Genomic DNA, 26,637 nt, shown 5'->3' on the forward strand with positions numbered 1-26,637 from the left:
GGAAATGGTTGTGTTAACCGGTGATTCTGGCGAAACCCAGATGATCTCGCCAGCCTCGATACCAATCGATCGAGTTAGTTACCGTGGGCAACTTGGCGTCACCTGGTTGATATTCTTCAAATCGACCATGGCGATAAATTTGAAGCTTCGGTGAGTCGGGATCTAAAGTCGCGATCTGCACCCACTCATTGCGAATCAATTGTTCGATATTGGGATTGCGCTGCATGACGGCCAAAATCGCTTCAGGCCCAGTCTCAATCACAAACAGCAGTCGCATTGGTTCGTGAATCTCAGTCATCTGCGCGCTCAGACCGGTCCGCAGATCACTGGCAGCCCCCTCCATCACGCCCAGAAGCGAAGTGATATTGTGAGGCAGTTTGGACCCGCAGCCGTACCCCACAGGATCGACGCATGAGAAGTAATACTCCAGACTGATGCCGGCACAGACTGGTATGACGGCTTGCAGGATGCGATTCAGAATGGTGAAGTCTTGGTCATCAACGCTTGGATCGTAGGAAGTCAAAAAACTGCGACGATCCAAAAACAGACCACGCGTGCGCGAGCGCCGACCCACCACGCACATAGCGTTGGTAGCGTGATTATATTCAGGCCGCGCTTGTGCCAGGTCTTCGGCGCGGGCCTCGACGTGTTTCAAGGCCTCGCGTGGTGATAACGCTAAGGAAGCTGATTCAAAACGGCGGATGCGTTCATGCGCATTGCGTTGACGGGCTTCGTCAATCAACTCGCGCAGTTCAGCGAAGCCTTTCGCTTGATTGGGCGTCAAGCGATCGAGATCGTAATAGGTCAGGCTGTCATCGCAGGTATTTTGATACGAGCCGATGAAGACTGTAGAATCGGGGATATTGAGTCCCCGCTCACGCAATTTGGCTCGCACGCGCAGGTCGTTGGCCATTTGAGCCAGAGCTCGCGCATTGGGGCCGCCGCGACCACCGCCACAAGCGCCGCAGTTATAGGCCGATTCATGCGGATTGTTCAAACTCGATGAGCCATGACCGACGATCATGACCAGCGGCGAAAACTTAAGCAGGCCTGTGTCGTAGAGCAAACGCTCGACGATGGCCGCCATTTCATCGAGTGAAAAACCTAGGTGCCCTGGCTCGGGTCCTGGTTCGCTTTCGATGCGTTCCAAATGCAATTGAGTGACCGGCGGCGGTTGCACGATGCTTCCGATCAGCGATCGAATGCGGGCCGTGAACCAAGGAAACAACACACGCGCCACCAGCGGTACCGAGGCCACCGATCCAATCAAGGCTGTGGCTATTCCGCCAACCAGGCCTCGTGAACCAACGTGAACGCGATGCGACGCTTTGCCCAGTGCCCGGCGCGTTTCGGCGCGACGACGATCCGTCTCCAGAAAGGTGATCGAAGTCGTTTCGGCCACGTAGTGTTTGGGTTTAATGACAACCGGGCACAGCGGAATGTAGTGGGCATCAGCGACACCTCGGAAATACATGGCCACCGAATAGAATCCAGCCGCGCCGAAAGTCTCGATGCGAGGTTCGATCTCTTCCAAATGCCGCCGAAACGATTCCTCGCGATCATCGATGCAGCACATGACTTGAAATTTAGGAGCGTCCACCTCGGCCGCCGCCTCGTGGGCCCGAGCACTGATGGCATCAAGCGCACTGGTGGTATAGCGATGTTCGTACGCCAGCTGAAAAATGTGTCGGCGCTCGAGCGATGAAAACGCTTCGACTTCGCTGACAAAGTGTTGCCACTGTCTGTTGCTCAAGCCGGACAACAGTACCGGCGACCATCCCATTAGTTTGGCAACTTGATAGAGGTTGAAAGCTCGTTGAACACCGCAATCGCTCTCGGGCTGAGGCCGCAGTCGGTTTAGTTGACGCACATATTCAGCCCCGCTGGTTTGCGAGCCCACTACTGTTTGAGCCACTTCTACCAGCGACGCGCGATCGATGAGCAACCGCACTGCCAGGAATTGATGCAAACTGCCGCTGGGAGCCGGGCGAATGGTCCAAGCTGCGTTGGTTTCCATTTGCCACATCATGCCGCCCCAACCGGGCAACGCCAGTAGCGTCCGCTGGATAAATGCTTCGTAGTCGCTTTCCGGAATGCCGAGTTCCAACAGCGAGTTGGCAATCGATTCATCCGCGGTAAAGCCCCGCGCTTGATCTTCTGCCACGATCGCTTCCACGTGCTGCAGCCAACCGGTGGCGAGCGTCGACGGTATCGCAAACAACTTGACGAATGAATAATAAAAGCCAGCCTCGCGGTCCGGTAGCTGCCAGCCGGCGAAACCTTGATCCAGAAACGCCGAAGCGTAACGAATTAATAGATCGTGCGTCAGCAGATCCGGATCGCTGCAACCGACATGCAAGGCCACATCGCGCGGCCGCTCGTATTTACTATTTATTGGCTCTGGTTTGCTGGCCGCCTTGGCCCCGCGTTGGCACAGACGCCACATGAAATGCAACGTAAACGCTTGCCAGTCATCCCTGGACCAGTGCTCGATGCGACTGGCGCCGAAATCTTGGAGCAAACCGGTGAGTATATTGGCCAGCAGCGGATCACTGATGGTGGCTGGATTGCGATAGTCTCGCATTACCGTGCGCTTGGTGTCTTCGATCATGCGTGCGGCGGTGGTCGCCGGGATCTCGCGGCGAAAGACGCGCAGAGCATCGGTTTCCGCCACCAACCACTTCAGTTCGTGGCTGGGCCCGCTGCGAATGGAGGCCTGCAACATGGCCATGCGCAACTCGAAACGCGTGCGACCATCCAGGACCTCAACATTGGCTGCGTCACCCAATTGATCACGGAGGACGTATTCGAGATCGCTCGCTTGGATGCGACCTTTCTTCATCTCTTGTCGATAGCGAGCTTCGGAAAAGTAGGGCTGGGCACCAAAAGTGGCTAAACCCTCTTCAACTGCGGTCGCAAAAGAGTGCTCCTCCAAGGCATGCAGCGTGTTGTGATGCACGAAGACCGCGATCGGTCCCTGGCTGGGCAACAAGTGCGATGCATGATCGATTGCACGCCCAATAGAAGAGAACGCAGAATGCCCGCTGGGGCTGCCCGAAGGCAATTCGGTTACATGAACCATTAAAACCACCAACCAGAAATTGGTTGTCGCGGCTTGTTTTCGCGCACGGCAAGTGCGTCAAGCGCGGCTGTCATGCGCAATATCGTATTGCATACCGGGGGTATCTGCCCAGATCACGTAGAAGAAATTAAAATCCTCTCTGACCGCATCCCACCAGTTACGTTATTTTGTTCGAATCCATCCAATACCTTTAGAATTAGACGGCAATCCTCATGGACGCTGGAATCGTTGGCCTGCCCAACGTTGGCAAAAGTACCCTGTTCAATGCACTGACCAGCACCCAAGGAGCGCAGGCGGCCAACTATCCGTTTTGCACGATCGAGCCCAACGAAGGCATCGTCAGTGTGCCCGACGATCGATTGCAGAGAATCACCCAGTACATCAAGCCCAAGGTCGTCATTCCCGCTGTACTGAAGCTGGTTGATATCGCTGGGATCGTTAAAGGTGCCAGCGAAGGTCAGGGTTTAGGCAACAAATTTCTGAGCCACATTCGCCAAGTCGATGCCATTCTGCAAGTGGTTCGCTGCTTTACCGATCCGGATGTCATTCACGTCGGCGGCGAAGTCAACCCGGTCTCGGATATGGAAGTCATCGAGATGGAGTTGATGCTGGCCGATATCCAATCGCTAGAGAATGCCGCTCCGAAAGCCGAACGCTCCGCCAAAAGTGGTGACAAGGAAGCCAAGCTGCGCGTAACGGCCATTGCAGCCTGCCTGGCTCATCTGAAAGAAGAGAAACCTCTGCGCAGCCTCGAATTACCTGAACCCGAGGCCAAAGCGATCGCCAGTTTCGGCTTGATGACCGCTAAACCGATTTTGTACATCGCCAACGTGGACGAGACAGACATTCACGGCACGAGCCCGCTGGTGATGAAAGTTCGCGAGTATGCGACCACGGCAGGGGCAGGTGTCGTGCCGGTGTGTGCCAAGCTGGAAGCCGAAATCGCAGAATTAGAAGAACCAGATCGCACTGAGATGTTACATAGCGTTGGGCTGACCGAACCGGCACTGGCCACCGTGGCCCGTGAGACCTACAAAACTTTGGGACTGCAGAGCTACTTCACGGCCGGCGAAAAAGAAGTGCGCGCCTGGCCAATCCCGATCGGAGCCACCGCGCCCCAAGCGGCTGGTGTCATTCACAGCGACTTTGAAAAAGGTTTCATTCGCGCCGAAATCTATCGGCTGGAAGATCTCGAGACTTTCAAAAACGAAAAAGATATTCGAGCCAACGGCAAACTGCGAACCGAGGGCAAAGCCTATATCATGCAAGATGGTGATATCTGTCACTTCTTGACGAACTCGTAAAGCAATTGATTCCAAGTACAAGTCATGAGCAACGCTGGTTGGCGGCAGCGCGAAACACGTTCGCTAGGTGCAGCCATGCAGCGCACCAGCGATCCGATGTATGGGCCAGTCATCGTGCGCGGCCAGGGCAGCCGAGTGTGGGATGCCGATGGCCGCGTCTATTTCGATTTGACTTGCGGCTACAGCGCCGCCAATTTCGGACATGCCTTTGAGCCGCTGGTGCGTGTGGCCCAGCAGCAACTCAACACGCTGACACATCTAACTGGTCTCTCCCACCCAGGTCGTTCGGCGTTGGCCGAACTGTTGATCGAACACTGTGGCCGCGATGGCGATCGCGTCATCTTCAATACGTCCGGTGCCAAAGCGATTGAGACGGCCATGAAGATTGCCTGGTGTCATCGACCAGGTGGCCAGATAGTATCCATCGCGCCAGCCTATCACGGACGCACCCTGGCGACCTCCTTGCTGAGCGATACGGCTCGAGTTCCCGCGTTTAACTCGCAGCTGTGCATACAACGGCCAATCACTGAGTTTGCCTACTGTCGGGCTTGTCCCGTCCAGCTGACGTACCCCGGTTGTCACCTCCAGTGCCAGCACACATTGTTGGACTGGATCGCTCACGAACATGCATCGATATCGGCCATCATGGCCGAGCCTGCCATTGGTGCTCGAGGTTACATTGCTCCTCCACCCGCCTACTGGCAGCATATTTGCGAGGTAGCCGCGCGCTACGGCATATTAATGATCGCTGACGAGATTCAAATGGGGTTAGGGCGCGCTGGGCACTTGCTACTGTCGCGACACCAAGGTTGGTCAGCGGACCTAATTGTCTTGGGCAAAAGCCTGGGCGGTGGAATGGTGCCCATCTCGGCCGTGATTGGTGCTCAGTCACTAATCGATGCCTTGCCAAAGGGCAGCGAATCTGAGACCTTCGCCGCCAATCCCCTGGCAACGGCCATCGGCTGCGAAGTACTGCAGCAGTTGACTAGTGGACCATGGCTCGACCGCGCTGTGCACATCGGTGACACGTTAACTACATGGTTGACCAATCAAATACCTCGCAGCCAGATAGAGACACTAGGCGCTGCGGTGAGTGTCGAGTTCATCTGCGACTCGATGGATGTTCCAACCGCAGCCCAATTCGCGCGGTCATGGGCCGACAAGTTATTGCAGACCGGACTGCTGGTGCATTACAGCGGCCCCTACGCCACCCGCGTCGTATTTCTACCGCCACTAACGATGACCGATGAAGAATTGCAAGAACTGTGCAGCCACTAAACCGTGGGCGTTAGCCCCGGTTAATACTCCATCAACCGTGAACGTTCAACAACCGAGGCTAACGCCTGCGGTTTAGTTAGATACAACCGAGGCTAACGCCTGCGGTTTAGTTAGAACTATCTCAACCTGACGGTGCGTTCTACTTGAACGTGGTTGGCTTTTAGTTGAGGCAGATAGCCTCGAAGACCGTAGACGCCTACCTGCTGCGATTCGAATCGCGCGAGATTGATGCCGGGTGCGGCGGTCAAATACACGATGATCTTGCCCGTATCATTGGTCAGGGCATGCGTGGGCATGTCGCGTCCGTTGCTATGCACGGGCACTAGCCAACCTGTGGCATCGAACTGGTTACCAGGATTGCCAATGGCTGCTGGACTTGCGGCGACTGCGGGCTGCACGGCAGTTGCCGACGGGGCTTGACCTGGTACCGACGCTGGGGGCAAGCTCATGCCTAGTTGTGAAGACTGCTGCGAGACTTTGGCAAAGGACTCGATGCGTTCCAAGAGCAATCGCGCTTCACCACGTTCAATCGCAGTTGTGCCATGTTCAATAAAATGCCGCGTACGCGCCGCCATCGGCGCCAAGTCCCAAGTGTGCTCAGGCCCGGCTACCATCTCGCTCAATTGTAATTGCAGTTGTCCCAAATCTGCTGCGGGCGACTTGGTCAGCTGGCGTGATTGATCGGGTGCTTGACTGATTCCATACCAGTTACCACGATCGACATCGCGAGCCGGTCTACTCTCAGCGGCGGCCGTGACCACGCTCGTTCCGATCGCTTGATCGGTTGCCAGGCTGGCGTCCATGACATCGGAGGTCAACTCATTGGTGACTTCTGTTTGAGCCAACATGGCATCGCTGGCCGCAGCGTCATCGTCAGAAGTGGACGAGGCTTGCAAGCGATCAGCTCGCAGTTGTCGTGGGTCACGCCAGGCGCGAGACTGTCGGCCCGCTAGTTGTTCACCATTGACTGTCCGTACCGCATCGTCCAATTGCTCTACGGATTCATCGCCTTCAATGTTCGCAGTGTTTTGTCGAGTTCGCGTGTGAGGGGCGCTCAAGTCAAAGGGATCATGACTACCGACTGCACTCCCTGGCGCAGTTTGCCCGGACGAAGCCGGCTGCATGCCAAACATTCTGGCCAGGCCCGGAAAGCTAAAGTTGCCATTTTTGAATTCCATGGCGTGCCAACTCTCCCACGGATCGTTGGCTTGCTTGGCTTTGCCAGCGCCCGTTTTTTTCTTACGCGAGACGCTATTGGAGGCTGCGCTATTGGATCTGGCAGAGTTGGCCACTGGTTCTTCGCTACTGGCTTGAACAACTTGACTTGAGGATGAATCGCTATCGATCAATGATTGAGCGATTTGATTGTCGGCCAGACGTGGAGGTTCGGCCGGCGATGTGTCACTAGTGGCATTAGCACGTATCCAGCGGAATTCACCGTTAGGCGGCGCGATTTTGTACCACAGTGCCTTGGATTGAGAGTTGGCATCTTGAATACTCTGTTCGCCTAGCACGGCGATTTGCTCGCCGCGATTGAGTTTCACTTGCCAACGATATTGTTTGGCCGTTCCTAGTTCGGAACCGATCCAGGCCACCGCGTTCTTTTCTGTAACTTCTACTATGCGACCGCCAGGCAAGAGCAAGCCTTGAGCTGCGGGCAACCAGCTGAAGCTACCCTGTGGAGGTCGAATGGCTAACCAACCATTGCTGGTCTGGTCATAGACTTCCAGCGTTTCGCCACGATGCACGGTGGATGTCGGGTAGTAGTCGTCGCTCGGCCCAGCATAGACGTTTGCCTGTTCAACTTGAACGTAACGAATGCTGGCTTTGGGAACCGCCTTATGGCCAGCTTGTTGCGGGGCAGCACTTTGCTGACTCCCTCCAACTTGGCTGGTTGCTGGTTCATCGGCCCGTAGCGTCGAGCAAATGGCCACTAGCAATAGGGGCCAGATCCATTTGCGGAGCCTTGAATTGTCGGTAACTTGTCGGACCTTCATGAGCTTAACTCGCCAAAGAGTTAGGGATAGTCTGGGACCTGATAGCAGGTTTGATCGTCCCAACGCAAGACGAATTGAGTATTCAATACAAGCGTCAGCACGGTTACCACGCTTGCTTCCGGCAGAATCGTTCAACTTTCACAGCTTGCTTTCCCGATACCCGATCATGAGCTCATTTAGGGGAGTCGTCGGCAGGCGCGAGCTTGCCAAAGCAAAGGGCTCAAACTTCGGGCAAGGGAATGCAGCAACGATGAAAAAATACCAATTGGGCAAGCGTCGAGTTGCGCGCACACAATTCAAGTCTTTGCTCCTAGTGGGCTTGCTGGCCGGCACCGGTTCAGCACAGCCGCTACCAGCAACACCCGATGAGTTTGCCGCTTTACCTGCTTTGCCTGAGCTCGCTCAGTTGCCAAGCGTGCCTGTAAGTGCAACCAGCAATTGGAACGCCAGGCACCATGCGATGTGGATCTTGGGCTTGCGAGCTCGAACGACGCTCCAGAGTGACAACTCGCTGGCATGTCCCGAGTTGCCCAGCCAAACCCTGGGCCACGGAATTGCAGTCGAAATCGTCACTCCGCCTGAATTTGCTGCGTTAGAGAACGCTCCGCCCGCACTTGCACTGCCAGCGTTGCCAATGGCCGAGATTCCGCTTCAACCACAGCTACCTAGCGACGTACCAGTGGTGGCCACCAGCGCCGCCGCAGAGATCGCTTTGCCAGGACCTGCTGATGAATCGCTGGTCATGCCCGTGCAGTTTGTGGATGACGGACTGCCACAAGTACCAGCGGCATTACAAGGCGGTAGTTCTACCGTTCAATCCATTGAACCGCCCAGCCTGGTAACGCATGCCTTCAGCGAAGGCGAACCACCACGCATCGGTAGCGGACCTATCTTTGCTGCTCCAGTCCCTCCGCTGCCTCTGGATGAGCTGAATGCAGCCGAATCGTTGCTGAGCATAGATGTCAGTGGCATCGATCCAAAGACGGTAGATGTCGTCAACGAAAAGTCCAACAACCAGCCATCGCTGATTGATGGACTCATGCTGCCACCGTCCAAGCCAGTAGTGGCTCACACGCTTTCGGATCGACCTTCCGCAACTGGTTCCAAAGCCACCGTCACTATGCACGAAGGCTTGGCACCGTCAAAAGTCGACAAGGCAACTGTCTACAAGCTCTCTGATGATTCGAAAAAATCTGAGAGCAAACAATTAGATTCCAATTCCCCATCGCTGGTTAAGAGTTCGGCCAGCAAAGTGGCCATGTCGCTTAGCGATACCGCGGCCCGTTCGTCTAAGTTGCCAGAACTGAAATCACCAGTCAGCGCAGGCAACGAGTCAGCCAGCAATCACCGCAAGTCGGTCGCCAGCGCTCCCAGTTCGACTAAGCCGCCCAGCCTATCGCTGAGCGACAAGCAACCGACTGCGGATGCTGTCGTCGAAAAACTCTCAGACACGGCGAAGTCCAAAGCCACGCATTTGTCATTGAACGATAAGGCAAAGGCCACCGTTACTAAGCCAGGTGATTCGGTGATTGCCAAAGTTGACTCGTTGTCAATCGATGAAGCTTTGGCCGCACTGGACGCGTTACCACTTCCGGAAGCCAGGGGAGCAGCACCACTGCCGCTGGCGCCTACCGGTGTTAAATCATCCGAGTCCATGTCATTGCTATTACCCTCGAAGATGATCGCGCAAGAATCTCCGTCAACGCCCACACCGATTGTGGCTGCACAGAGAATGAAATTGCCCGATCCAGTTGTCGATCGTTCCTCGACAAAACATGCTTCACCGGCAGTTAAGACTGTGTCGGCATCGATGCCCAAAGATGATGAACTGCCTACATCGGATGAAGAAGTAAACTACGCTCGAATTGCATCGAAGCTTGCACAAGCTGTCAAACAAAAGTTTCCGGACAGCCGCGTACGAGTCTCCTGCAACGAAGATGGATTGATTGTGGATGGCACAGTTGCGGATAGCAATGAAGCCACCAAGATCATGGCCTTTGTGCGCAAGACATCCTTGTGCCCAGCGGCTGATCGACTGAATTGTAAGCGTTAACACCTAGAGTGAAATATGTCCAGTTGATACTCATCTGTTGTCGAATCATAGCTACTGAATCGGTAGAGATGATCGAATCAGACAGCGCCCGAGACACCCATGCGTTTTAAAGCCAACTGCGGTAAATTGAGGTCAGTCATGACGAAACGTCTAACCATGCTCAACCGGCTCATTGCCAAGATCGTCGATCAGCGGCGGGTTGCGTTGCGAGCCTTGAGTGCATGTCTATGTGCAACAACGCTCGCCACGTCGGCACATGCCCAGTTGATCGATGGCCTCACCTATGCGGGCGATGCTCCTATAGGCTCGGCAGCCGTAGGCGAGCACATGCAATTCGGCGACGGGGCAATGCCGACTCAGGCCGACGGCGCTAACCTGTACGTTGGGCCTGGCGGTCCGGTATCGATGGCTAACGTGCCATCGGTTATCGATCCCCAGCGATCCAAATCCGGCGGCAAATTAGTCAGCCAGCCGTGGGCTCAAGGCCCTTTCATGCAACAACAACCCGTGCACGATGCAGGCGGTTACATGCCTTGCCCTTGTGACGAAGGTTGCGACTTCACTTACTACGGCAATGCTGAAGCCTTATATATGCGCCGCGACTACGATGAGCGATTTACGCTCTCGCAGTTCTCGCTGCCTCCGTTCGACTACGAGTGGGCCGGACGCATCACCGTCGGGCAAGTCAAGGACTGCGTTAACGGTTATGAGTTTGTATACGCCGGACCATTTAAGTGGAGCCGTGATCGCCTGGCGGTCGGTGCCGGTAATATCAACAGCCGAATCAACAACAATGGCTTCGTTCCCGCCGTGATCGCACCGTTCAATAATGCTGATTCACACTTTCAAACCTACCAGGCACGCATGAACACCTATGAGTTCAATCGCCGCTGGTGGGCCTGGGATATCTTCTCAACCTTGATTGGTGTGCGCGTCGTCGATTATCGCGAAGGCTACGCGCTGATCAGCAACGGCGGCGTCAATGGCATCGGCATCTACGAAGACTTTACTCGCAACCGTATGATCGGCCCGCAAGTCGGTGGTGATTTGATGCAACCGTTCGGCTTGCGAACGTTGGTTGGTTTCAAAGGCAAAGCTGCCTTGCTGGCCAACTTCAGCCGCAACGAACTGTTCTTGAACACTGCCCCCATGGGCAAATCCGATAACGACGTAGACGTTGCCGGTATGTTCGAGATCGGTAGCTACGTCAAATACAGCGTTACACCTAGCATCCGGCTGACCGGTGGCTACGAACTGTGGTATCTACCACAAGTCGCTACCGTTGCCTCGCAAGGGCTGCAGACCTTGAACATCAGCACCGCTGACAAGGTTAATGCCGAAGACGATCTGCTGATCCACGGGGCCACCTTCGGGGCGCAGATCCTGTTCTAAAGTCAGGCCCACACATGCCAACTGCAAGACGCATTCCCGTAACGGAATGCGTCAAACATTTCGAAGGTGTAGCGGAATGCGTCAAGCATTTCGAAGGTGTAGCGGAATGCGTCAAGCATTTCGAACCCGGTCAAGCATCGAAAGCCTTGACGGCTTCCGCTACAATGTAGTTCGAAAACCTTGACGGCTTCCGCTACAAGGCGATGCGGGCAGCGATGGTGCTTCGGTCCAGATTGACGAGATCGCTATGTTTCAAGCTTGGCGCCGACGTCGACTGCTGGCGCAGCCGGAGCCTCAGGGCTTAAGAGCCTATTTGCGTCAGCACCTATGGCAATGGTCGTATCTACCTGACGATGTCGAAGAGGCCGCCATCGCCTGGCTGCGCATCTTTGTGGCCGAGAAGTATTGGGAAGGCAGTCGAGGTTTCCAGCTGCAACCTCACCATCAGTGGATCATTGCCGGTCAAGCCAGTCTGATGACTCTGGCATTTCCCAAGTGGCACTTCGACGGCTGTAAGACTCTACTAATAGCCCCTGTCTTGTACACCGGGGAATCTGTGACCTTTATGGTCAACGGACAGATCGGCTTGCACGGCCAGACAACCCGCTTGGGACAAACGTCCTTTCGCGGGCCCGTGCTGTTGAATTGGCCAGCCGTCGCGGAAGCGGCAGCCGGACCTAACGCGGGTGAAAACTTAACGATCCACGAACTGGCGCATGTGTTGGACTACGACAATGGCCCCAGCGCCGATGGCGTCCCGCCGCTGCCAGGCAATGTCAATGTCCAGCAATGGCAGGCCGCTTTCGAAAACCAACTCCAAGAACTTCGAGACTGGATTGCTCAAGGTTACAACGTGATGGTCAGCGACTATGGATTGGGCTCGCTGACCGAGTTGCTGGCCGTTAGCAGCGAACTCTTCTTTCAAGTACCTCACGAATTGGCGCGGTACCATCCCGACTTGTTCGAGCTGTTGTTGCAGTGCTACCAAACCGATTGGCGCGAGTGGTTGCCACCGTAGCCACCGCGGACAGTAGCCACCGCTGCCAGTAGCCACCGCTGCCAGGCGGTGGATTTCGTTGCAGTCGAATCCACCATCTGGCGATGGTGGCTACGCAGGTCCACCATCTGGCGATGGTGGCTACGAGATTTCCGCCGTCTGACGACGGTGGGTACGCGTTTATTTGCCTTCTAGATGCCGCACGGTTTCATCCAGCGTGTATTCCAAAAAGGGATCCATGTCATGGTTGAGCACATCCAGCACGGCTTCTTGCATAGCATTTTTGGGGTAGAAGCTAGCAGCCCGCACTGCTTCAATGCGCACTCGAGCATGTTTGTCGTTCAACTGCTCGCGCAGTAGAGCTTCGGAGTTATCGACCTGGTCTCGCCAATAGCACAGAACTCGAGTCGCGGCCGCTCGAGCCCGCGGGTCGGTACAAGTGAGCAGTTCCTTCAGCAGCGGCAAGTTCACTTGGTTGTGCGTCTGGTGTAACCACAAACCTTCCAGCTTCAACTGCAGTGACTGCGGATCGTCCGCTTTCAGCTTGCCTAGCCACTGCGAGACCGCCGTAGTGACTTCTTTCGAATCTCGATCAGCCAGTTCCCGTCGTACTCGGTAGCGCGTACGATCTTCGGGCGCACGCAGCAGCTCGAGCAACTGCGTCACTGGTTGATCGGCGATAGCCACAGGGTCGACCAATGGTCGACCTTTGTATGTGATCCGCCAGATACGACCATGCGATGAATCACGACTAGGGTCGCGCAGGTTATGTTGCAAGTGGCCGATCAGAGCTTTGTGCCAATCGACTATGTACAGGGCTCCATCGGGACCGAACTGCAAATCCACCGGTCGGAAATTGCCATCTTCGCAGTACAGCAGCGGTGTAATTTCTTTGCCTTCGAATCCACTATTGGCGTCGCCCAGCGTGTGCTGCAGTACGGAACGGTCACCGATGACGTTGTTGATTAGAAAGTTGCCTTGTGCCTCAGGTGGAAAATGGCGACTGGACACAATCTCGCAACCAGAACTTGGTCGAGTACGTTTGACGATGAAGTGAGGAGGTTCGCGTTTGATGATGGATCCCGGATTGGTCAAGCCACCGGCCATGGCACCACCGGCATGTTTGTCGGGATATTCGACTTCACCTGAAATGGTAACGCCCCAGTAATTGAAACCCGACGACGCATCACAAATGAAGTTCTGGCCCCAGGCGTCAAACACATGGCCCCAGGGATTAGCGAACGCCAGCGAAGCATGCACTTCGAGTTTCTCAGTACGCGGATCGTAGCGCCACACGCCCGAATCGGCCAGGCGTTTTACACCGTAAGGTGTTTCGACTTGGGATTGTTTGAAGGTGCCTTCTTGAAAATAAAGCGCGCCGTCGGGCCCCCATTCAAAAGCGGCCAGGCCGTGGTGCGAATCAGCCGAATCAAAGCCAAAGAGTTTGCGCACTCTCTCGTCAGCTTTGTCATCGCCATCGCTGTCTTTCAAGAACAGAATGTCCGGCTGCTCTGCAATGTAGACGCCACCGTGGCCAAGTTCGAAGCCTGTTGGTTGATGCAGTCCATCCGCAAATACCGTACATCGATCCGAGACTCCGTCGCCGTTGTCGTCATCCAAGATCAACAACTTGTCATCGAGCTTGGTCTTGGGTTTCCACTGCGGATAGCTGGGCATGGTGGCCACCCATAAGCGTCCGCGATTGTCAAAGTTCAACGCGACCGGATTAACCATTTCGGGAAACATCTCTTCCGAGGCAACGAGAGTTACTTCGTAACCGGCGGGCAATTTGAACAGCTTGCGTTGCTCTTCCGAGCTCTTGTATTCGAGCGAGCCGAGTTTGCCAGCCTTGGCTTCCTTGTCGTCCGGTCCACCCACGTTGGTCTTTGGCGAGATGAAGGGCAGGGTATTGCTATCGTCGATAGGCGTTGTATCCGGTTTACCTTGAGCGGCCAGCCAGATACGGGCATCGCGATTGAAACACATCTGGTCCAGGATCTCGCGTTCGCGCTCCATGACTTCGCGATTGCGATAGGTGCCGTCAAAGCCTGCTTCGCCGCGTTTGCCGTAAATCGAATAACCATTGACGGCGCGATAGCGATGCCACCAGTGAAAGTCCTTGTCGGCGATCGCCTTGAGCAACGGCTCGCTGGGAGCCGACTGCTTACCAGCGCCGAACAGGGCGTCATTGAGCAGTGGAGCAAACGCCTGGTAACCTTTGTCATTTAAGTGTGCCCCGTTCAGCGTCAGCCTGGCATCGCTATCCTGGAACATTTTCAACGACGAATCAAACACGTTGGCAAACTCGACACCCGTTTGTTGGGCGACTTGCTGCGTCGCATGGGTATACAACTTCAGGCGGGCATTGTGTTCGGTACCTTCGGGCAAGTTCGGATCGCCTGTAGTCTCGAAGGCGATGGGTGAAACCAAAACGATGCGTGGCTGGCCGCGTCCGCTGTAATCCTGTTTGAGCATATGCGAAACAGTCTCGTTTAACTCCTGCTTGAATTTGTCGAGTCCCTGCTGGCCTGCGAAAGATTCGTTATAGCCAAAGAAGCACAAGATAACGTCGGCTTTGGAATGCTTGAGATGCATATCTGGCTCGCCAAAGTTCATCGACCTGAGCCGGAATTCGGGCTCATCGCCAGGGAAACACAGATTGCGAACGCTTAATTTCAGTTCGGGAAAACGTTGCTGCAAGAGCGATTCCCACTGAGGATGATGTTGCAACCGTTCACCCAGAGCATTGCCGATCAAGCAAATCGAGTCACCTTCTTTTAGTTTCAGCTCGGCGGCGCCGAGCGGGCCTGAATTGCTTTGCAAACAGCAGATCACAATCAGGCTCAGTCCAATCAGCATGAAACGCCACAGTCCGCTCATTTGTCGTGTGCTCCCGGTTGAAGTTGTAAGGAAAGGGGGAGCCGCTATTGTACGCTGCCTGGCGCAGGCTCCCAACTGCGCGGATCAGCAAGTCTTATACAAACATCACTGCAGGACCATCGGTTCAAATCGCTCAGTCATTCTGCGTCTGGCCCACGCAAAGCTGCATTAATCGGTGCAAATCGTTCACCCCCGATGCAAAGTGACAACTTTCCGCCAACAGTTTCTCTTGCGCATCTCCGAAACTTTACGCAGTCAAGACGCGGGCAAGGGGCACCGTGTCGCGACTCCAACTGCAATTAGGGACATCCAGCCGTGGGAATTGATCTGAGTGATTTTCGCGAGACATTCTTCGTCGAGGCGGCGGAGCACCTCGACGCCATGGAGGGAGCGCTGCTGCAGTTGGATAGCACGCCCAATGATCGGGAACTGCTCAACACCATCTTCCGCGCCGCTCACACCATCAAAGGCGGCAGCGGGACATTCGGTATGCAAGGCGTTAGTCGCTTTACACACGTGGTTGAAAATCTGCTTGATCGACTTCGCGAAGGTACGCTGACGGTTACAGATCACTTGATCGAACTGCTCTTTTCAAGTGTGGATATCATTCAGGGATTGATCGCCGCCGAGAAAGATGGCAGTCCTCTCCCGCAAGATTTGGACACCGTGCTCGCTTCGCTCCAAGCCATACATTCACCCGGACAGGAGTTACTTGCCAGTAATTCCAGGACCGACGCCAGCGTTGCCAGTAGTGTGACCATTGCAGATTCTTCCGGAAATGCCGTATCTGAAACAGTCCAAACCTCAACGCTGTACGAGATCCTGTTCCAACCATCCGCGGCGTTTTTTCGCTGCGGTCAAGATCCAATTCTGCTGATACGCGAGTTGGCGGATTTGGGTGAGATTGAAAACAACGTACTGAACACCAGTCGCGTTCCCGAACTGTCCGCTCTGGACCCCGAAGAGTGCTGCGTCGGCTGGACCATGCATTTGAGAACCTCTGCAGGCAAATCGGCGATCGAAGACGTGTTCATGTTCGTCGATGATCAGTCGCAAGTGAAGATTCGCAACCTCGAAGACACAACGCGCGAACAAGCGGTATCCGCCGAGTTGCCGGCCACTCCATCTCAACCGATGACAAGTGCCGCAACTGTAATGGCAACCGCTGTTAACCAACCCGCCCCGAAATCATCGCTCCCAATCTCGCAAGGTGCAGCGGCGTCAGCCGACAAACGCGGCGCACCTCGAACGGCGCCCGTCGGCGATAGCGAAACGGTGCGTGTCGATCGCCGACGCTTGGACGACTTGATCAATCAAATCGGCGAACTTGTGATTGGTGTATCGATGGTCGAGCGTGAAGTGCTGGCCGCCAGCAGCGGTACGGAATCCAGCGCGATGATGCAATTGGGTAAGATCGTCCGCGATCTGCAAGAGCTTAGTCTCTCGCTGCGCATGGTGCCGATTGCGGCCACCTTTCAAAAGATGGCGCGCGTTGTCCATGACATCAGCCGCAAACTGGGTAAACAAGTTGACTTCGTTACGGAAGGTGATGATACCGAACTGGATAAATCTGTCGTCGACAAGATTGGCGATCCGTTGATTCACATGGTCCGTAACGCTGTCGACCACGGCATCGAATTACCCGATGTCCGTTTGGCTGCTGGTAAAGCCGCGGCCGGACGCGTTAGCCTGCGTGCGTTTCAACAAGGTGGTAACATCTTTATCGAATTGAGCGACGATGGTCGCGGGCTAAATCGCCAAGCGATTACTGCCAAGGCCATCGAGCGCGGTATCGTTTCGGCCGGTGACATACTGTCCGATGCCGACATTTGCAACCTAATCTTCCAACCCGGTTTCTCGACTGCGAAAGAGATCACCGATATCTCTGGGCGCGGCGTAGGCATGGACGTCGTTCGCCGCAACGTAGAAGACCTGCAAGGCAACGTTCAAGTCAAATCGACCGATGGTCATGGGTCGACGATGACCGTTCGTCTACCGTTGACATTGGCCATCCTTGACGGGTTATTGGTTCAAGTCTGCAACGAAGTTTATGTCATTCCACTGCTCTCGGTGGTCGAGTCGATCAGCATCGGTCCGAAGGACATCAGAGAACTTGTTAGCGCTGGCCAGGTCATTATGCTGCGCGGCGAAGTTGTACCTGTCATCTGGCTGAGCAAACTCTTGCAAGGCGAGAACGACTTGCGACAAGAGGGCAAGCGACTACTGGTCATCGTCGAAGAACAAGGCCGCCGGCTGGCGCTGGTGGTTGACGAATTGATCGGTCAGCAACAGGTTGTCATCAAGAATCTCGAAGCCAACTTCCGCAAGGTCCCAGGTGTAGCCGGGGCTACCATTCTGGGCGACGGATGTGTGGCGCTCATTCTGGACATGTACGGTATTGCCAGCTTGCAAACCGAACGCAATCTGGCGGCCAGCCAAGAAGCCAAACAAAACACCAAGCCCTCTTTGCCTAACCAGGAAGCTTAATACTACCAAGAGTTTAAATATATGATGACTACTACCAACAACGCGGCTAGTCCCAATGCGCTCGCCGATGCAGCTGTTTCGCCCACCAGTTTTGCTCACACCACTACCAATCAGTTTCTCACGTTCTTGCTAGGTGGGCAGGACTTTGGCGTCGAGATCTTGCAGGTGCGTGAAATTCGCAACTTCACCAAACTGACGCCAATTCCCAACATGCCTGCGTCCATCAAGGGTGTATTGAACCTGCGTGGTACCGTCGTGCCAATCGTTGACCTGCGCATACGCCTGGGCATGTCGCCGGTCGAATACGACCGCTTCACCGTGATTATCGTGGTCAACGTTAATCAACGCGTGATGGGAGTGGTAGTGGATGCAGTATCGGACGTTTTGAACGTCGACGCTGATGCATTGGTCGCCACACCTGAGATGGGTGCCAGCACGGATACCTCATTTGTAACGGGGCTTGCCAAGTCCGAAGATCGCCTGGTTACGTTGCTGAACTTCGAACGCTTGCTGGATGTCGATGCCAGCTCGAGCAAAGGGGAGGGCGGTCTGCACGGCAAGTAATCACTTCCCATCTATTACCAACTTAACACCTAACAAGTCCCATAAACTCAATACATTTATAAGAGCAACAAACATGGCCGCTTCCAAGAAACCTGTGTCGAAGCCCCGCAAGACCTCGCGAACACCCAGCAAAGCCAAAGCCAAAGCTCCTGCAAAATCTCGGTCGATCTCGACGCAAGAGCTGATCAATTTGAACAACATGAAAAACGCCGTCGACGGCGCGCAGACAGCCATGATGATGGTCGATCGCGACTTCGTGGTTACCTACGTTAACAAGCGAACACTCGAACTATTTAGGGCGCATGAAGCTGGTTTCAGGAAGTTATGGCCTACGTTCAATCCGGATGCCATGATCGGCCAGAACATCGACATGTTCCACAAGAATCCGCGCCATCAGCGTGATTTGTTAGCCGATCATAAGAAGTTGCCACACAAAGCGGACATTCGCGTGGGCGATCTGGCGTTCTCGTTACAGGTGTCCGCGCAACTGGATGACGCCGGCAATTACATCGGCAACTTGCTCGAATGGGCAGACGTTACCAAACAGCGTCAGTTAGAAGCTCTCGACGCCGCCATGAATCGTTCGCAAGCCATGGTCGAACTGACGACCGATGGATCGATTCTCCACGCGAACGAAAACTTTTTAAATATGCTGGGTTATTCGCTGGGCGAGATCGTAGGCCGCAGCTACAGCATGTTCGTCGACTCGCGTTATGCCAACTCCGAAGAGTATCGACAGTTCTGGACAGAACTCAAAGGCGGCCGCCATCGCAGTGGCGAATTTGCGCTCGTGACCAAGCAGGGTCGAGAAATCTGGTTGCAAGCGGCCTACAACCCGATCCTCGATCAACGCGGAACAGCCTTCAAAGTATCGATGTCGGCCACCGATATAACCTCTGCCAAACTGCGCAATGCTGATTTCGAAGGTCAGATTTCCGCTATTGGTAAAGCCCAAGCCGTGATTGAATTCAACTTGGACGGCACCATCCGCACGGCCAACGAGAACTTCCTGAGCACGATGGGATATAGCCTGGATGACATTGTCGGCAAACATCATCGCATGTTCGCCACCAGCGCCGATGCTAACAGTGAGGCGTACCGCACCTTCTGGGACGATCTGCGGAACGGGAAATCCAACATGGGCACGTTCCAACGCCTTGGTAAAGGCGGCCGCGAAGTCTGGCTACAGGCTTCGTACAACACCATCCTGGATCCCAACGGTCGGCCCTTCAAAGTCGTCAAGTTCGCCAGCGATATCACCACACGAGTTCAGGAACAACAGGCTTCGCAAGCAGCTGAGCGCGATCGCAACGAACAAGATCGTCGCCGCGCCGAAGAGCAGCAAACAAAAGTTGCCGCTGTTTTGCAAGCTGTCAATGCCATCGCCGACGGGAACTTTGCAGTCGATGTGCCTGAATTGGGTACCGACGCTGTTGGCCAAGTTGCTTCGGCCTTGCGTCAAGCTGTAGTGTCGATTCGCAATACGCTCAAAGAAGTTCGCGAAGTAGCCAGTACGGTCAACCTGGCCGCAGGTGAATTGAGCAGCGCGTCACGCGAAATCAGTACCGGCGCTCAGACGCAAGCCTCCAACCTCGAAGAGACTGCCAGCAGCCTGGAAGAGATCACCTCGACGGTCAAACAGAACAGCGACAACGCGCAGCAAGCTCGGCAACTGGCTACAAGCTCGCGTGATGTGGCCGAGAAGGGAGGGGCAGTTGTAGGCGATGCCGTCAAAGCGATGGCCGAAATCAACGAATCTTCCAAGAAGATTGCAGATATCATCACGACGATCGACGAGATCGCTTTCCAAACCAATCTGCTCGCTCTAAACGCCGCCGTCGAAGCAGCTCGAGCCGGTGAACAAGGTCGCGGCTTTGCAGTCGTGGCAGCCGAAGTTCGCAACCTGGCTCAACGCTCAGCCAGTGCCGCCAAAGAGATCAAGACGCTGATCCAGAACTCGGTCCAACGCGTCGAGAACGGAACGTCGCTGGTCAACAAGTCCGGCGATACGCTCAGCGAAATCGTCACTAGCGTCAAACGCGTGACGGACATCATCGCTGAAATCGCAGCCGCGTCTAAAGAGCAGTTAACCGGTATCGAACAGGTCAACAAAGCGGTGGCGCAGATGGACCGCGTGACCCAAGCCAACGCCACACAGACCGAGCAAGTTTCCGGCACAGCCGGTTCGCTGCTCTCGCACGCCGAACAACTGTTGCAAGTTGTCGGAAGATTCGATCTGGGTAAAGAACTATCGGGAACTCGAAATAGTTCGGGACCCCGCGAGCACGATAACTATCGAGCTCCCACCACGTCGCACGGCCGTCGGGGCAATGTCATGCCCGATCTTGGCGTAACACCCTCCAGCGGCAACGAGAGCTTGCTCGAGTTTTAGATGTCTCAGCCGGATCGGTGGCTATCGATGTTACAGGTTTCCGTACCGTAACGTCGACCAAACTGGCTGGCGAGTTGGTCTATAAGACGCACAGATGCATAGACAAAGCAGAGAGACCAGAGGATACAAGCCATGACTTGTATCCTCTCTGCTTCGGCGATTTATGAAAGTCCCAAGTGCAGAAAGCACACCGAAAGTTATGGCCGCCAACATCGAAGTCGAACTGAAAGACAGTGAGTTTCACAAGTTCCGCAAGCTCATTTACGAGTTAGCCGGTATATCGCTCAGCGATCGTAAACGCGAGCTGGTCAAAGCTCGACTGGCCCGTCGCTTGCGCGCCTTGGAACTCGAATCGTATGGCAGCTATTACGATCTGCTGCAAGATCCGACACGTTCGAGCGGCGAAGTCGAGAACTTCATCAACTCGCTGACGACGAATAAGACCGAGTTTTATCGCGAAGCTCATCATTTCGATTATTTGAAGCAGGAATTTCTGCCGGCCCTGCGTATGGCTACACTCTCTGGCCGCGAGAAAAAGGTGCGCATTTGGTGCGCAGCGTCTTCCACGGGCCAAGAACCATACACGCTGGCGCTAACACTAAACGATTACTTCGGTTCGCAAACCGATTGGGATCTGCGCATCTTGGCGTCGGATATCGATACCCAAGTTCTGGCAACAGCCTTGGCTGGCATCTACCCCGAGCCAGAACTGGATCCGGTACCCGCTTCATTGAAGACAAAGTATTTTACAAAGCTCTCGCGGGGGGAGACTCCGATGTATGAAGCCCGCGAAGAACTCAGACGGCTTCTTACATTTCGCCAGATCAATCTGAACGAATCCACCTGGCCCATCAATGTTCGATTCGATGCCATATTCTGTCGAAATGTGATGATCTATTTTGACCAGCAGACGCAAGCCAAAGTCGTAGAGCACTTCAGTCGACACTTGCTGCCCGGCGGACTATTGGTCATCGGCCACTCAGAGTCGCTGTTTTCCATTACGGACGACTTCGATTCGCTGGGTGACACTATTTATCGAGTTAAACCTCAAGTGGTCGCCCGTTCGATGGCCCGTGACAAGCTGCCAGGGTCGTCAGTTGGCAAACTGAAATCATCTCCCGGCACGCGTGTCGCGACGCAAACCCCAGCCGCACCAGCCGGGCAACAGCGAGTCGATGCCAGCGACAGTCGACTAGCCGAGTACCGCGATTGGCCGCTCATTCCCTTGATCGTCGGTGAATACGAAGCCTCGTCCACGCCCAGCGTCTTGAAAACTACCTTGGGATCGTGTATCGCCGCCTGCCTATACGACGGTACCCAGCGTATTGGCGGTATGAATCACTTTATGTTACCGGAGTCCAGCATGCGCGGCCGCGTGAACACCAGCTATGGAGTGCACGCGATGGAACTGCTGATCAACGCCATGATGAAACTCGGCGCCAATCGTCGACAACTCGTAGCCAAAATATTTGGAGGTGCCAATGTGGTTGATAGCCTCACCGCTGTTTCTAGTGTCGGTGCCCGAAACATCGAGTTCGTCAAACAATTCTTGGATACCGAGCGCATTCCGATTGTGGCGGAAAATGTGGGCGGTCAATACGCCCGCCACATTCATTACATCCCAACCACGGGCAAAGTCTTGGTCCGACTGCTCGACGGCGCCGCCGACAAGAATGTCGACAACGAGCCACCCAACTCTCCCGGCCCACTCCTTCACGGCTTACCCATCCAAGCAACCAGCTCGGTAACGCTGTTTTCGTAGAGCGCGTCCCTTTGGAGTGCTGCGGCGCAGCCGTAGCTTTGATGTGATAACCAACTATTCCGCAGTCTGTACGAACCAGGTGACTCCAAACATTCAGAGTGACTCAGGCTGCGGCTAAAGACTTTACTTACATCAAAGCGGTGCCACACGGCACCGCACTCCATATGGAGTGCTGCGGCGTTAGCCGTAGCTTTGATGTGATAACCAACTATTCCGCAGTCTGTACGAACCAGGTGACTCCAAACATTCAGAGTAACTCAGGCTGCGGCTAAAGACTTTACTTACATCAAAGCGGTGCCACACGGCACCGCACTCCAAAGCGCAGCCTGTACGAACCAGGTGACTCCAAACTTTCAGAGTGACTCAGGCTGCGTTTGATGACTTCGCTTACATCAAAGCGGTGCCACACGGCACCGCACTCCAAAGGCGTTTCACCGTCGTCGCGGAGCGCAGCGGAATGGATGGACTTCGATTTTTTGCCAAACGTTGCCGACGATGTAGGGATCAGTCTGCAACCACTGGTCCAGCTCGCTCGGTTCGTTGAACTCTACGATGCAAGTCGAACCGATCATTTGCCCGTCAGCATTCAGAATGGCTCCGCCTTCTTTCATGCGGCCGTCGGCAAACATCGGAGCCACATTGTCCAGATGAGCTTCCCGCACGGCGGCGCGACGAGCCGGGGCGTCTGGGTCAGTTCCATCCCAAGCAATCACTACATATTGTGGCATCCCCAGGGCTCCAGTGCGGCAAGGTTTACGGTTGGCTTTCGCCGAGCGAGATTAAACTATATCATCGTGTCAAGAATCTAACTTGATGTCCATTCCTGCGAGCGGTGAAACTGTGAAATACTGGCTGATGAGCGTATGTGGGTGGTGCGCGGCTCTGGGTTCCTTGCCGATAGCCCAATCCCAAACCGCCGACAAAAAGCTGCAATCGTTCTTCAAACAGCATCTGGAAGAAGTCTTTCAGATGCGACCGCTCGATGCCACCATGTTGGGCGATCATCGCTTTGATCATTTGTTAGACGATGTCTCCGCGGAAGCTCGAGCTGGCTGGTTAACCCACACCCGCAAACAGTTAAGCGCATTGGATGCCTTGGCTATCGTGGATCAACTTTCTTCAGACGGCAAGATCGACTTCGAAATCTTCCGCGATGAGCTTGAACGCTCGATCTGGCTGACTGAAAACACCAAGCCCTTCGAGGATGATCCGCGCACCTATGGCAGCTACATTAACGACAGCGTGTATTCGCTGCTGACCCAATCTACGTTGCCGAAAGAGCGAAACGTCGCTAACGCGCTGGCGCGCATCCAACAAATACCACGCATCGTCGCCATCGCCCAGCAGACTCTGGCGTATCCGCCCAAGACCATTTTGGATACCGCAATTCTGCAAAACCGCGGCGCGATCAGCTTCTACCAAAAAGACATCTTCGACCTGATCGGTCCGACCGACAAACTGGAAGAGCTGAAGGCCGCCACCAGCACCGCTGTCAAAGCTCTTACGGACTATCAAACATTTCTCGAGAAAGACGTCACCGCGCGGGCCACCGGACAATGGCGATTAGGTGAAGAACGTTTTTCACGTAAACTGGAGTTAGTACTGGATGCAGGTTGGGATGCGGCCCGCGTGCTAGCCGAAGCCGAGCAAGAGTTCCAGCGCGTCCAGCGCGACATGTATGTGGTGGCTCGACAACTTTGGCATCGTTATTACCCAAACAAACCGTTACCGCCTGACGATGCTGTTGGCCGTCGCAGTACGATCGCGCTGGTCACCCAAGCGGTCAGCCAAGAACATGGCGCTCCAGAGACGCTCATACTGGACGCCCGCAACACGGTCAGCGCGATTCAAAAATTTATCGCAGATAAGGATATCTTGCGTCTGCCTGAACAAGATCGCTGCCAGGTGATCGAAATGCCCGAGTTTCGCCGGGGCAATTCGTTGGCATACTTGGATAACGCCTTGCCGCTGGATCCCCAAGGCTTCAGTTACTACGCCGTCAGCCCGCCACCTTCGGTGTGGGGCGCAGACAAGGTGCGCAGCTTTCTTGAAGAATACAACAAGCACATGCTGCAGATCTTGACGATTCACGAAGCCTACCCAGGTCATTATGTGCAGCTGGAATACTCCAATCGCGAACCATCGCTCATCCGTCGCGTCTTGCAGTCGGGGGTATTCATCGAAGGCTGGGCAGTCTACACCGAACAAATGATGCTCGACCAAGGTTACGGAGATGGCGAACTGGCGCTGCGATTGAACCAACTGAAGTTCTATCTGCGGGCTGTCGCCAACGCGATTCTCGATCATAAGATGCATTGCACTGAAATGACCGATGACCAGGCATTGAAATTTTTAGTAGAAGACGCCTATCAATCCGAGGGCGAAGCCCGACTGAAGATCGTGCGGGCCAAGCAATCCTCGACGCAACTCAGCACCTATTTCGTGGGACGCATGGCGCATTACAAACTGAGACAAGATATCCAGCGCGAACTGGGAGACAAGTTTGAACTGGGCCGATTCCACGAGGCAGTGCTCGACCACGGCTCAGTTCCCGTAAAGTTCCTGCCGCAACTCGTTCGCGAACGACTCAAGCAGCCAAGGTAAGTAGATTTTAGATTTGCGATTTTAGATTTGCGATTTTAGATTTGCGATTTTAGATTTGCGATTTTAGATTTTAGATTTTTCTCTTGTGGAGTTTTACTATGCGGTGTTTGCTGGCCTTACTAAGCTGCCTCGTGCTAACGGTTGCACCCTGTCTGGCGCAAGAGTCGAAGATCAAACCTATCCGAGCGCTGCTGGTGCTGGGCGGGTGCTGCCACGACTATGTAGCCCAGCAGCAACTGATCAAGGATGGCATCAGTCAGCGGGCTCATGTAGAGATCACCATTGCCTATGACCCTGACAAGGGTACGCAGCACCTGAATCCAGTTTACGAGAAGGCTGATTGGGCTAAAGACTTTGATGTTATCATCCACGATGAATGCACTTCGGATGTGAAAGACCTGGCCTTGATCGATCGCATCTTGGAACCCCATCGCGCTGGATTGCCGGCAGTGATCCTTCATTGCGGCATCCACAGTTATCGCAGCCAAGGCTATCCCGAAAAGATTACTCCTTGGTTTGAATTTACGGGGCTGCAATCTACTGGCCATGGACCGCAGTTGCCGATCGCCATCGCGTACGTCAAGAATGCGGGTCCAATCACCGAATCGCTGACTGATTGGACTACAGTCAACGAAGAGCTCTACAACAACAGCTCGGGCAAGTTGGTCGAAACGGCCACCCCTTTGGCCCGCGGTAAGCAAACGCTGAAAGACAAAGCAGGCGCAGAGAAGGTCGAAGACTGCGCCGTCGTGTGGACCAACCTATATCGAGGCAAAACGAAGGTCTTCGCCACAACCCTCGGCCACAACAACGATACCGTCGGCGATGCACGCTACCTAGACCTGGTTACTCGAGGTCTGCTGTGGTCCTGTGATCGCCTGAACAAAGAATATTTGAAGTAACCCGTAGCGGAATGCGTCAACATTTCGGGTAACAAGATCATGTAGCGGAATGCGTCAAGCATTTCGATCCCTTGATTTTCATTGCGCTAAATGACAAAACACGACGAAAGCCTTGACGGCTTCCGCTACAGCCATCCCTGGGAGAAGGAATTTGACTTGAGCAAGTTTGCAGTGATCTTGGCGGCGGCCGGGCGCAGCGAGCGATTTGGCAATCAATATACCAAGAAGGTGTTTACGCTATTGGCCAATCGTCCGATGTGGATGTACTCGGCAGAAGCCTTTTCCAAGCGCGATGATGTGGGGCAGATCATTCTGGTCATCGCACCCGAGGATCGCGAGATCTTCGCGGACAAGTTTGCTGCCAACGCGGCCATGCTGGGCATTCAAGTGGTGACCGGTGGTGCCGAGCGGGCAGACAGCGTCTTAGCGGGTTTGAAAGCCGTGCGAGACGATCTGCCTTATGTCGCGGTCCACGATGCGGCTCGCCCCTGCGTGGCGGTACCCTGGATCGACGATGTCTTTAAAGCCGCTAAAGCCACAGGAGCTGCTATTCTGGGTTGTCCGATTCACGCCACGGTCAAACGCGTAGACCAACAATCCGTTATTCAAGAGACCATTCCACGTTCGGGTTTGTGGTTGGCTCAGACCCCGCAAGTATTCCGCACCGAATTACTGCGTCAGGCCTACAAGGATCACCCTACGCCCAGCCAGGCAACCGACGAAGCCTCGATCGTCGAATACAGTGGCCATCCGGTAAAGATCGTCCCCTGCAGTTTGCTGAACATCAAAGTCACCACCAAAGAAGACATGCGCATCGCCGAACTTGCGCTCAAATCGCTACCTAGAGCCAATCCTTTTCCGTTCTGAGCGCCTTTGGAGTGCGGTGCCATCTGGCACCGCTTTGATGTAAGCGTGGTCATCAATCGCAGCCTGAGTCACCCTG

At 54.7% G+C, this 26,637-nt stretch carries 17 protein-coding genes; 13 read left to right on the forward strand and 4 right to left on the reverse strand.

The genetic code is table 11. From position 1 onward, the window contains the following. Positions 1–13: 13 nt before the first annotated feature. Positions 14–3,082 carry a DUF2309 domain-containing protein gene (locus tag SH573x_RS20960; protein WP_479349720.1) on the reverse strand — a complete coding sequence of 1,023 codons (3,069 nt, stop codon included), beginning with the start codon at positions 3,080–3,082 and terminating at the stop codon, positions 14–16. Positions 3,083–3,294: 212 nt separating this feature from the next. Here SH573x_RS20960 and ychF point away from each other — a divergent pair, with 212 nt between their 5' ends. Both ychF and SH573x_RS20970 read left to right on the forward strand, forming a co-directional pair. Next, positions 3,295–4,386: a redox-regulated ATPase YchF gene (ychF, locus tag SH573x_RS20965; protein ID WP_479349721.1), complete on the forward strand. Its 1,092-nt coding sequence runs from the start codon at positions 3,295–3,297 to the stop codon at positions 4,384–4,386. 24 nt (positions 4,387–4,410) lie between these two features. After that, a complete protein-coding gene (locus tag SH573x_RS20970) occupies positions 4,411–5,664 on the forward strand; it encodes an aminotransferase class III-fold pyridoxal phosphate-dependent enzyme (RefSeq protein WP_479349722.1) in 1,254 nt (417 codons plus the stop codon). A gap of 116 nt (positions 5,665–5,780) precedes the next feature. On the opposite strand, the gene SH573x_RS20975 is transcribed toward SH573x_RS20970, so the two are convergent. Beyond that, positions 5,781–7,661, reverse strand: a complete 1,881-nt coding sequence (locus SH573x_RS20975) for an SH3 domain-containing protein (RefSeq protein WP_479349723.1) — start codon at positions 7,659–7,661, stop codon at positions 5,781–5,783. A 250-nt stretch (positions 7,662–7,911) separates the two neighbouring features. Here SH573x_RS20975 and SH573x_RS20980 point away from each other — a divergent pair, with 250 nt between their 5' ends. The 4 genes from SH573x_RS20980 to SH573x_RS20995 all read left to right on the forward strand — a co-directional run bounded on the left by SH573x_RS20980 (position 7,912) and on the right by SH573x_RS20995 (position 12,124). Then, positions 7,912–9,714 (forward strand): hypothetical protein, encoded by a 1,803-nt coding sequence (locus SH573x_RS20980; RefSeq protein ID WP_479349724.1) that lies wholly within the window; start codon positions 7,912–7,914, stop codon positions 9,712–9,714. A gap of 138 nt (positions 9,715–9,852) precedes the next feature. Then, on the forward strand, positions 9,853–11,106 hold the full coding sequence (locus SH573x_RS20985) for a hypothetical protein (RefSeq protein ID WP_479349725.1): 1,254 nt from the start codon (positions 9,853–9,855) through the stop codon (positions 11,104–11,106). Positions 11,107–11,120: 14 nt separating this feature from the next. After that, positions 11,121–11,276 carry a hypothetical protein gene (locus SH573x_RS20990; RefSeq protein ID WP_479349726.1) on the forward strand — a complete coding sequence of 52 codons (156 nt, stop codon included), beginning with the start codon at positions 11,121–11,123 and terminating at the stop codon, positions 11,274–11,276. 77 nt (positions 11,277–11,353) lie between these two features. Beyond that, positions 11,354–12,124 (forward strand): zinc-dependent peptidase, encoded by a 771-nt coding sequence (locus SH573x_RS20995; protein ID WP_479349727.1) that lies wholly within the window; start codon positions 11,354–11,356, stop codon positions 12,122–12,124. A 159-nt stretch (positions 12,125–12,283) separates the two neighbouring features. On the opposite strand, the gene SH573x_RS21000 is transcribed toward SH573x_RS20995, so the two are convergent. Then, positions 12,284–14,983, reverse strand: a complete 2,700-nt coding sequence (locus tag SH573x_RS21000) for a PVC-type heme-binding CxxCH protein (protein ID WP_479349728.1) — start codon at positions 14,981–14,983, stop codon at positions 12,284–12,286. A 315-nt stretch (positions 14,984–15,298) separates the two neighbouring features. Between SH573x_RS21000 and SH573x_RS21005 the strand changes: the two genes are divergently transcribed. The 4 genes from SH573x_RS21005 (at position 15,299) to SH573x_RS21020 (ending at position 22,188) form a co-directional block, all read left to right on the forward strand. Next, positions 15,299–17,470: a chemotaxis protein CheA gene (locus SH573x_RS21005; protein WP_479349729.1), complete on the forward strand. Its 2,172-nt coding sequence runs from the start codon at positions 15,299–15,301 to the stop codon at positions 17,468–17,470. Between the two features lie 21 nt (positions 17,471–17,491). After that, entirely contained in the window at positions 17,492–18,034 is a 543-nt protein-coding gene (locus tag SH573x_RS21010; protein ID WP_479349730.1) for a chemotaxis protein CheW, read from the forward strand. 73 nt (positions 18,035–18,107) lie between these two features. Then, a complete protein-coding gene (locus tag SH573x_RS21015; protein WP_479349731.1) occupies positions 18,108–20,426 on the forward strand; it encodes a methyl-accepting chemotaxis protein in 2,319 nt (772 codons plus the stop codon). A gap of 163 nt (positions 20,427–20,589) precedes the next feature. Continuing rightward, entirely contained in the window at positions 20,590–22,188 is a 1,599-nt protein-coding gene (locus SH573x_RS21020) for a CheR family methyltransferase (protein WP_479349732.1), read from the forward strand. Positions 22,189–22,619: 431 nt separating this feature from the next. On the opposite strand, the gene SH573x_RS21025 is transcribed toward SH573x_RS21020, so the two are convergent. Next, a complete protein-coding gene (locus SH573x_RS21025; RefSeq protein WP_479349734.1) occupies positions 22,620–22,916 on the reverse strand; it encodes a YciI family protein in 297 nt (98 codons plus the stop codon). Positions 22,917–23,001: 85 nt separating this feature from the next. Here SH573x_RS21025 and SH573x_RS21030 point away from each other — a divergent pair, with 85 nt between their 5' ends. From SH573x_RS21030 to ispD, 3 genes are all read left to right on the forward strand, one after another. After that, positions 23,002–24,792, forward strand: a complete 1,791-nt coding sequence (locus SH573x_RS21030; protein WP_479349735.1) for a DUF885 domain-containing protein — start codon at positions 23,002–23,004, stop codon at positions 24,790–24,792. A gap of 98 nt (positions 24,793–24,890) precedes the next feature. After that, a complete protein-coding gene (locus SH573x_RS21035) occupies positions 24,891–25,694 on the forward strand; it encodes a ThuA domain-containing protein (protein ID WP_479349736.1) in 804 nt (267 codons plus the stop codon). 90 nt (positions 25,695–25,784) lie between these two features. Further along, on the forward strand, positions 25,785–26,561 hold the full coding sequence (gene ispD / locus SH573x_RS21040; protein ID WP_479349737.1) for a 2-C-methyl-D-erythritol 4-phosphate cytidylyltransferase: 777 nt from the start codon (positions 25,785–25,787) through the stop codon (positions 26,559–26,561). Positions 26,562–26,637: the final 76 nt, after the last annotated feature.

The sequence above is a fragment of the Rania fehmarnensis genome (assembly GCF_056494185.1).

Coding starts and splice junctions, on each gene's coding strand:
- SH573x_RS20960 (WP_479349720.1), bottom strand. CDS start 3,082: ATGGTTCATGTAACCGAATTGCCTTCGGGCAGCCCCAGCGGGCATTCT.
- ychF (WP_479349721.1), top strand. CDS start 3,295: ATGGACGCTGGAATCGTTGGCCTGCCCAACGTTGGCAAAAGTACCCTG.
- SH573x_RS20970 (WP_479349722.1), top strand. CDS start 4,411: ATGAGCAACGCTGGTTGGCGGCAGCGCGAAACACGTTCGCTAGGTGCA.
- SH573x_RS20975 (WP_479349723.1), bottom strand. CDS start 7,661: ATGAAGGTCCGACAAGTTACCGACAATTCAAGGCTCCGCAAATGGATC.
- SH573x_RS20980 (WP_479349724.1), top strand. CDS start 7,912: ATGAAAAAATACCAATTGGGCAAGCGTCGAGTTGCGCGCACACAATTC.
- SH573x_RS20985 (WP_479349725.1), top strand. CDS start 9,853: ATGACGAAACGTCTAACCATGCTCAACCGGCTCATTGCCAAGATCGTC.
- SH573x_RS20990 (WP_479349726.1), top strand. CDS start 11,121: ATGCCAACTGCAAGACGCATTCCCGTAACGGAATGCGTCAAACATTTC.
- SH573x_RS20995 (WP_479349727.1), top strand. CDS start 11,354: ATGTTTCAAGCTTGGCGCCGACGTCGACTGCTGGCGCAGCCGGAGCCT.
- SH573x_RS21000 (WP_479349728.1), bottom strand. CDS start 14,983: ATGAGCGGACTGTGGCGTTTCATGCTGATTGGACTGAGCCTGATTGTG.
- SH573x_RS21010 (WP_479349730.1), top strand. CDS start 17,492: ATGATGACTACTACCAACAACGCGGCTAGTCCCAATGCGCTCGCCGAT.
- SH573x_RS21015 (WP_479349731.1), top strand. CDS start 18,108: ATGGCCGCTTCCAAGAAACCTGTGTCGAAGCCCCGCAAGACCTCGCGA.
- SH573x_RS21020 (WP_479349732.1), top strand. CDS start 20,590: ATGAAAGTCCCAAGTGCAGAAAGCACACCGAAAGTTATGGCCGCCAAC.
- SH573x_RS21025 (WP_479349734.1), bottom strand. CDS start 22,916: ATGCCACAATATGTAGTGATTGCTTGGGATGGAACTGACCCAGACGCC.
- SH573x_RS21030 (WP_479349735.1), top strand. CDS start 23,002: ATGTCCATTCCTGCGAGCGGTGAAACTGTGAAATACTGGCTGATGAGC.
- SH573x_RS21035 (WP_479349736.1), top strand. CDS start 24,891: ATGCGGTGTTTGCTGGCCTTACTAAGCTGCCTCGTGCTAACGGTTGCA.
- ispD (WP_479349737.1), top strand. CDS start 25,785: ATGACAAAACACGACGAAAGCCTTGACGGCTTCCGCTACAGCCATCCC.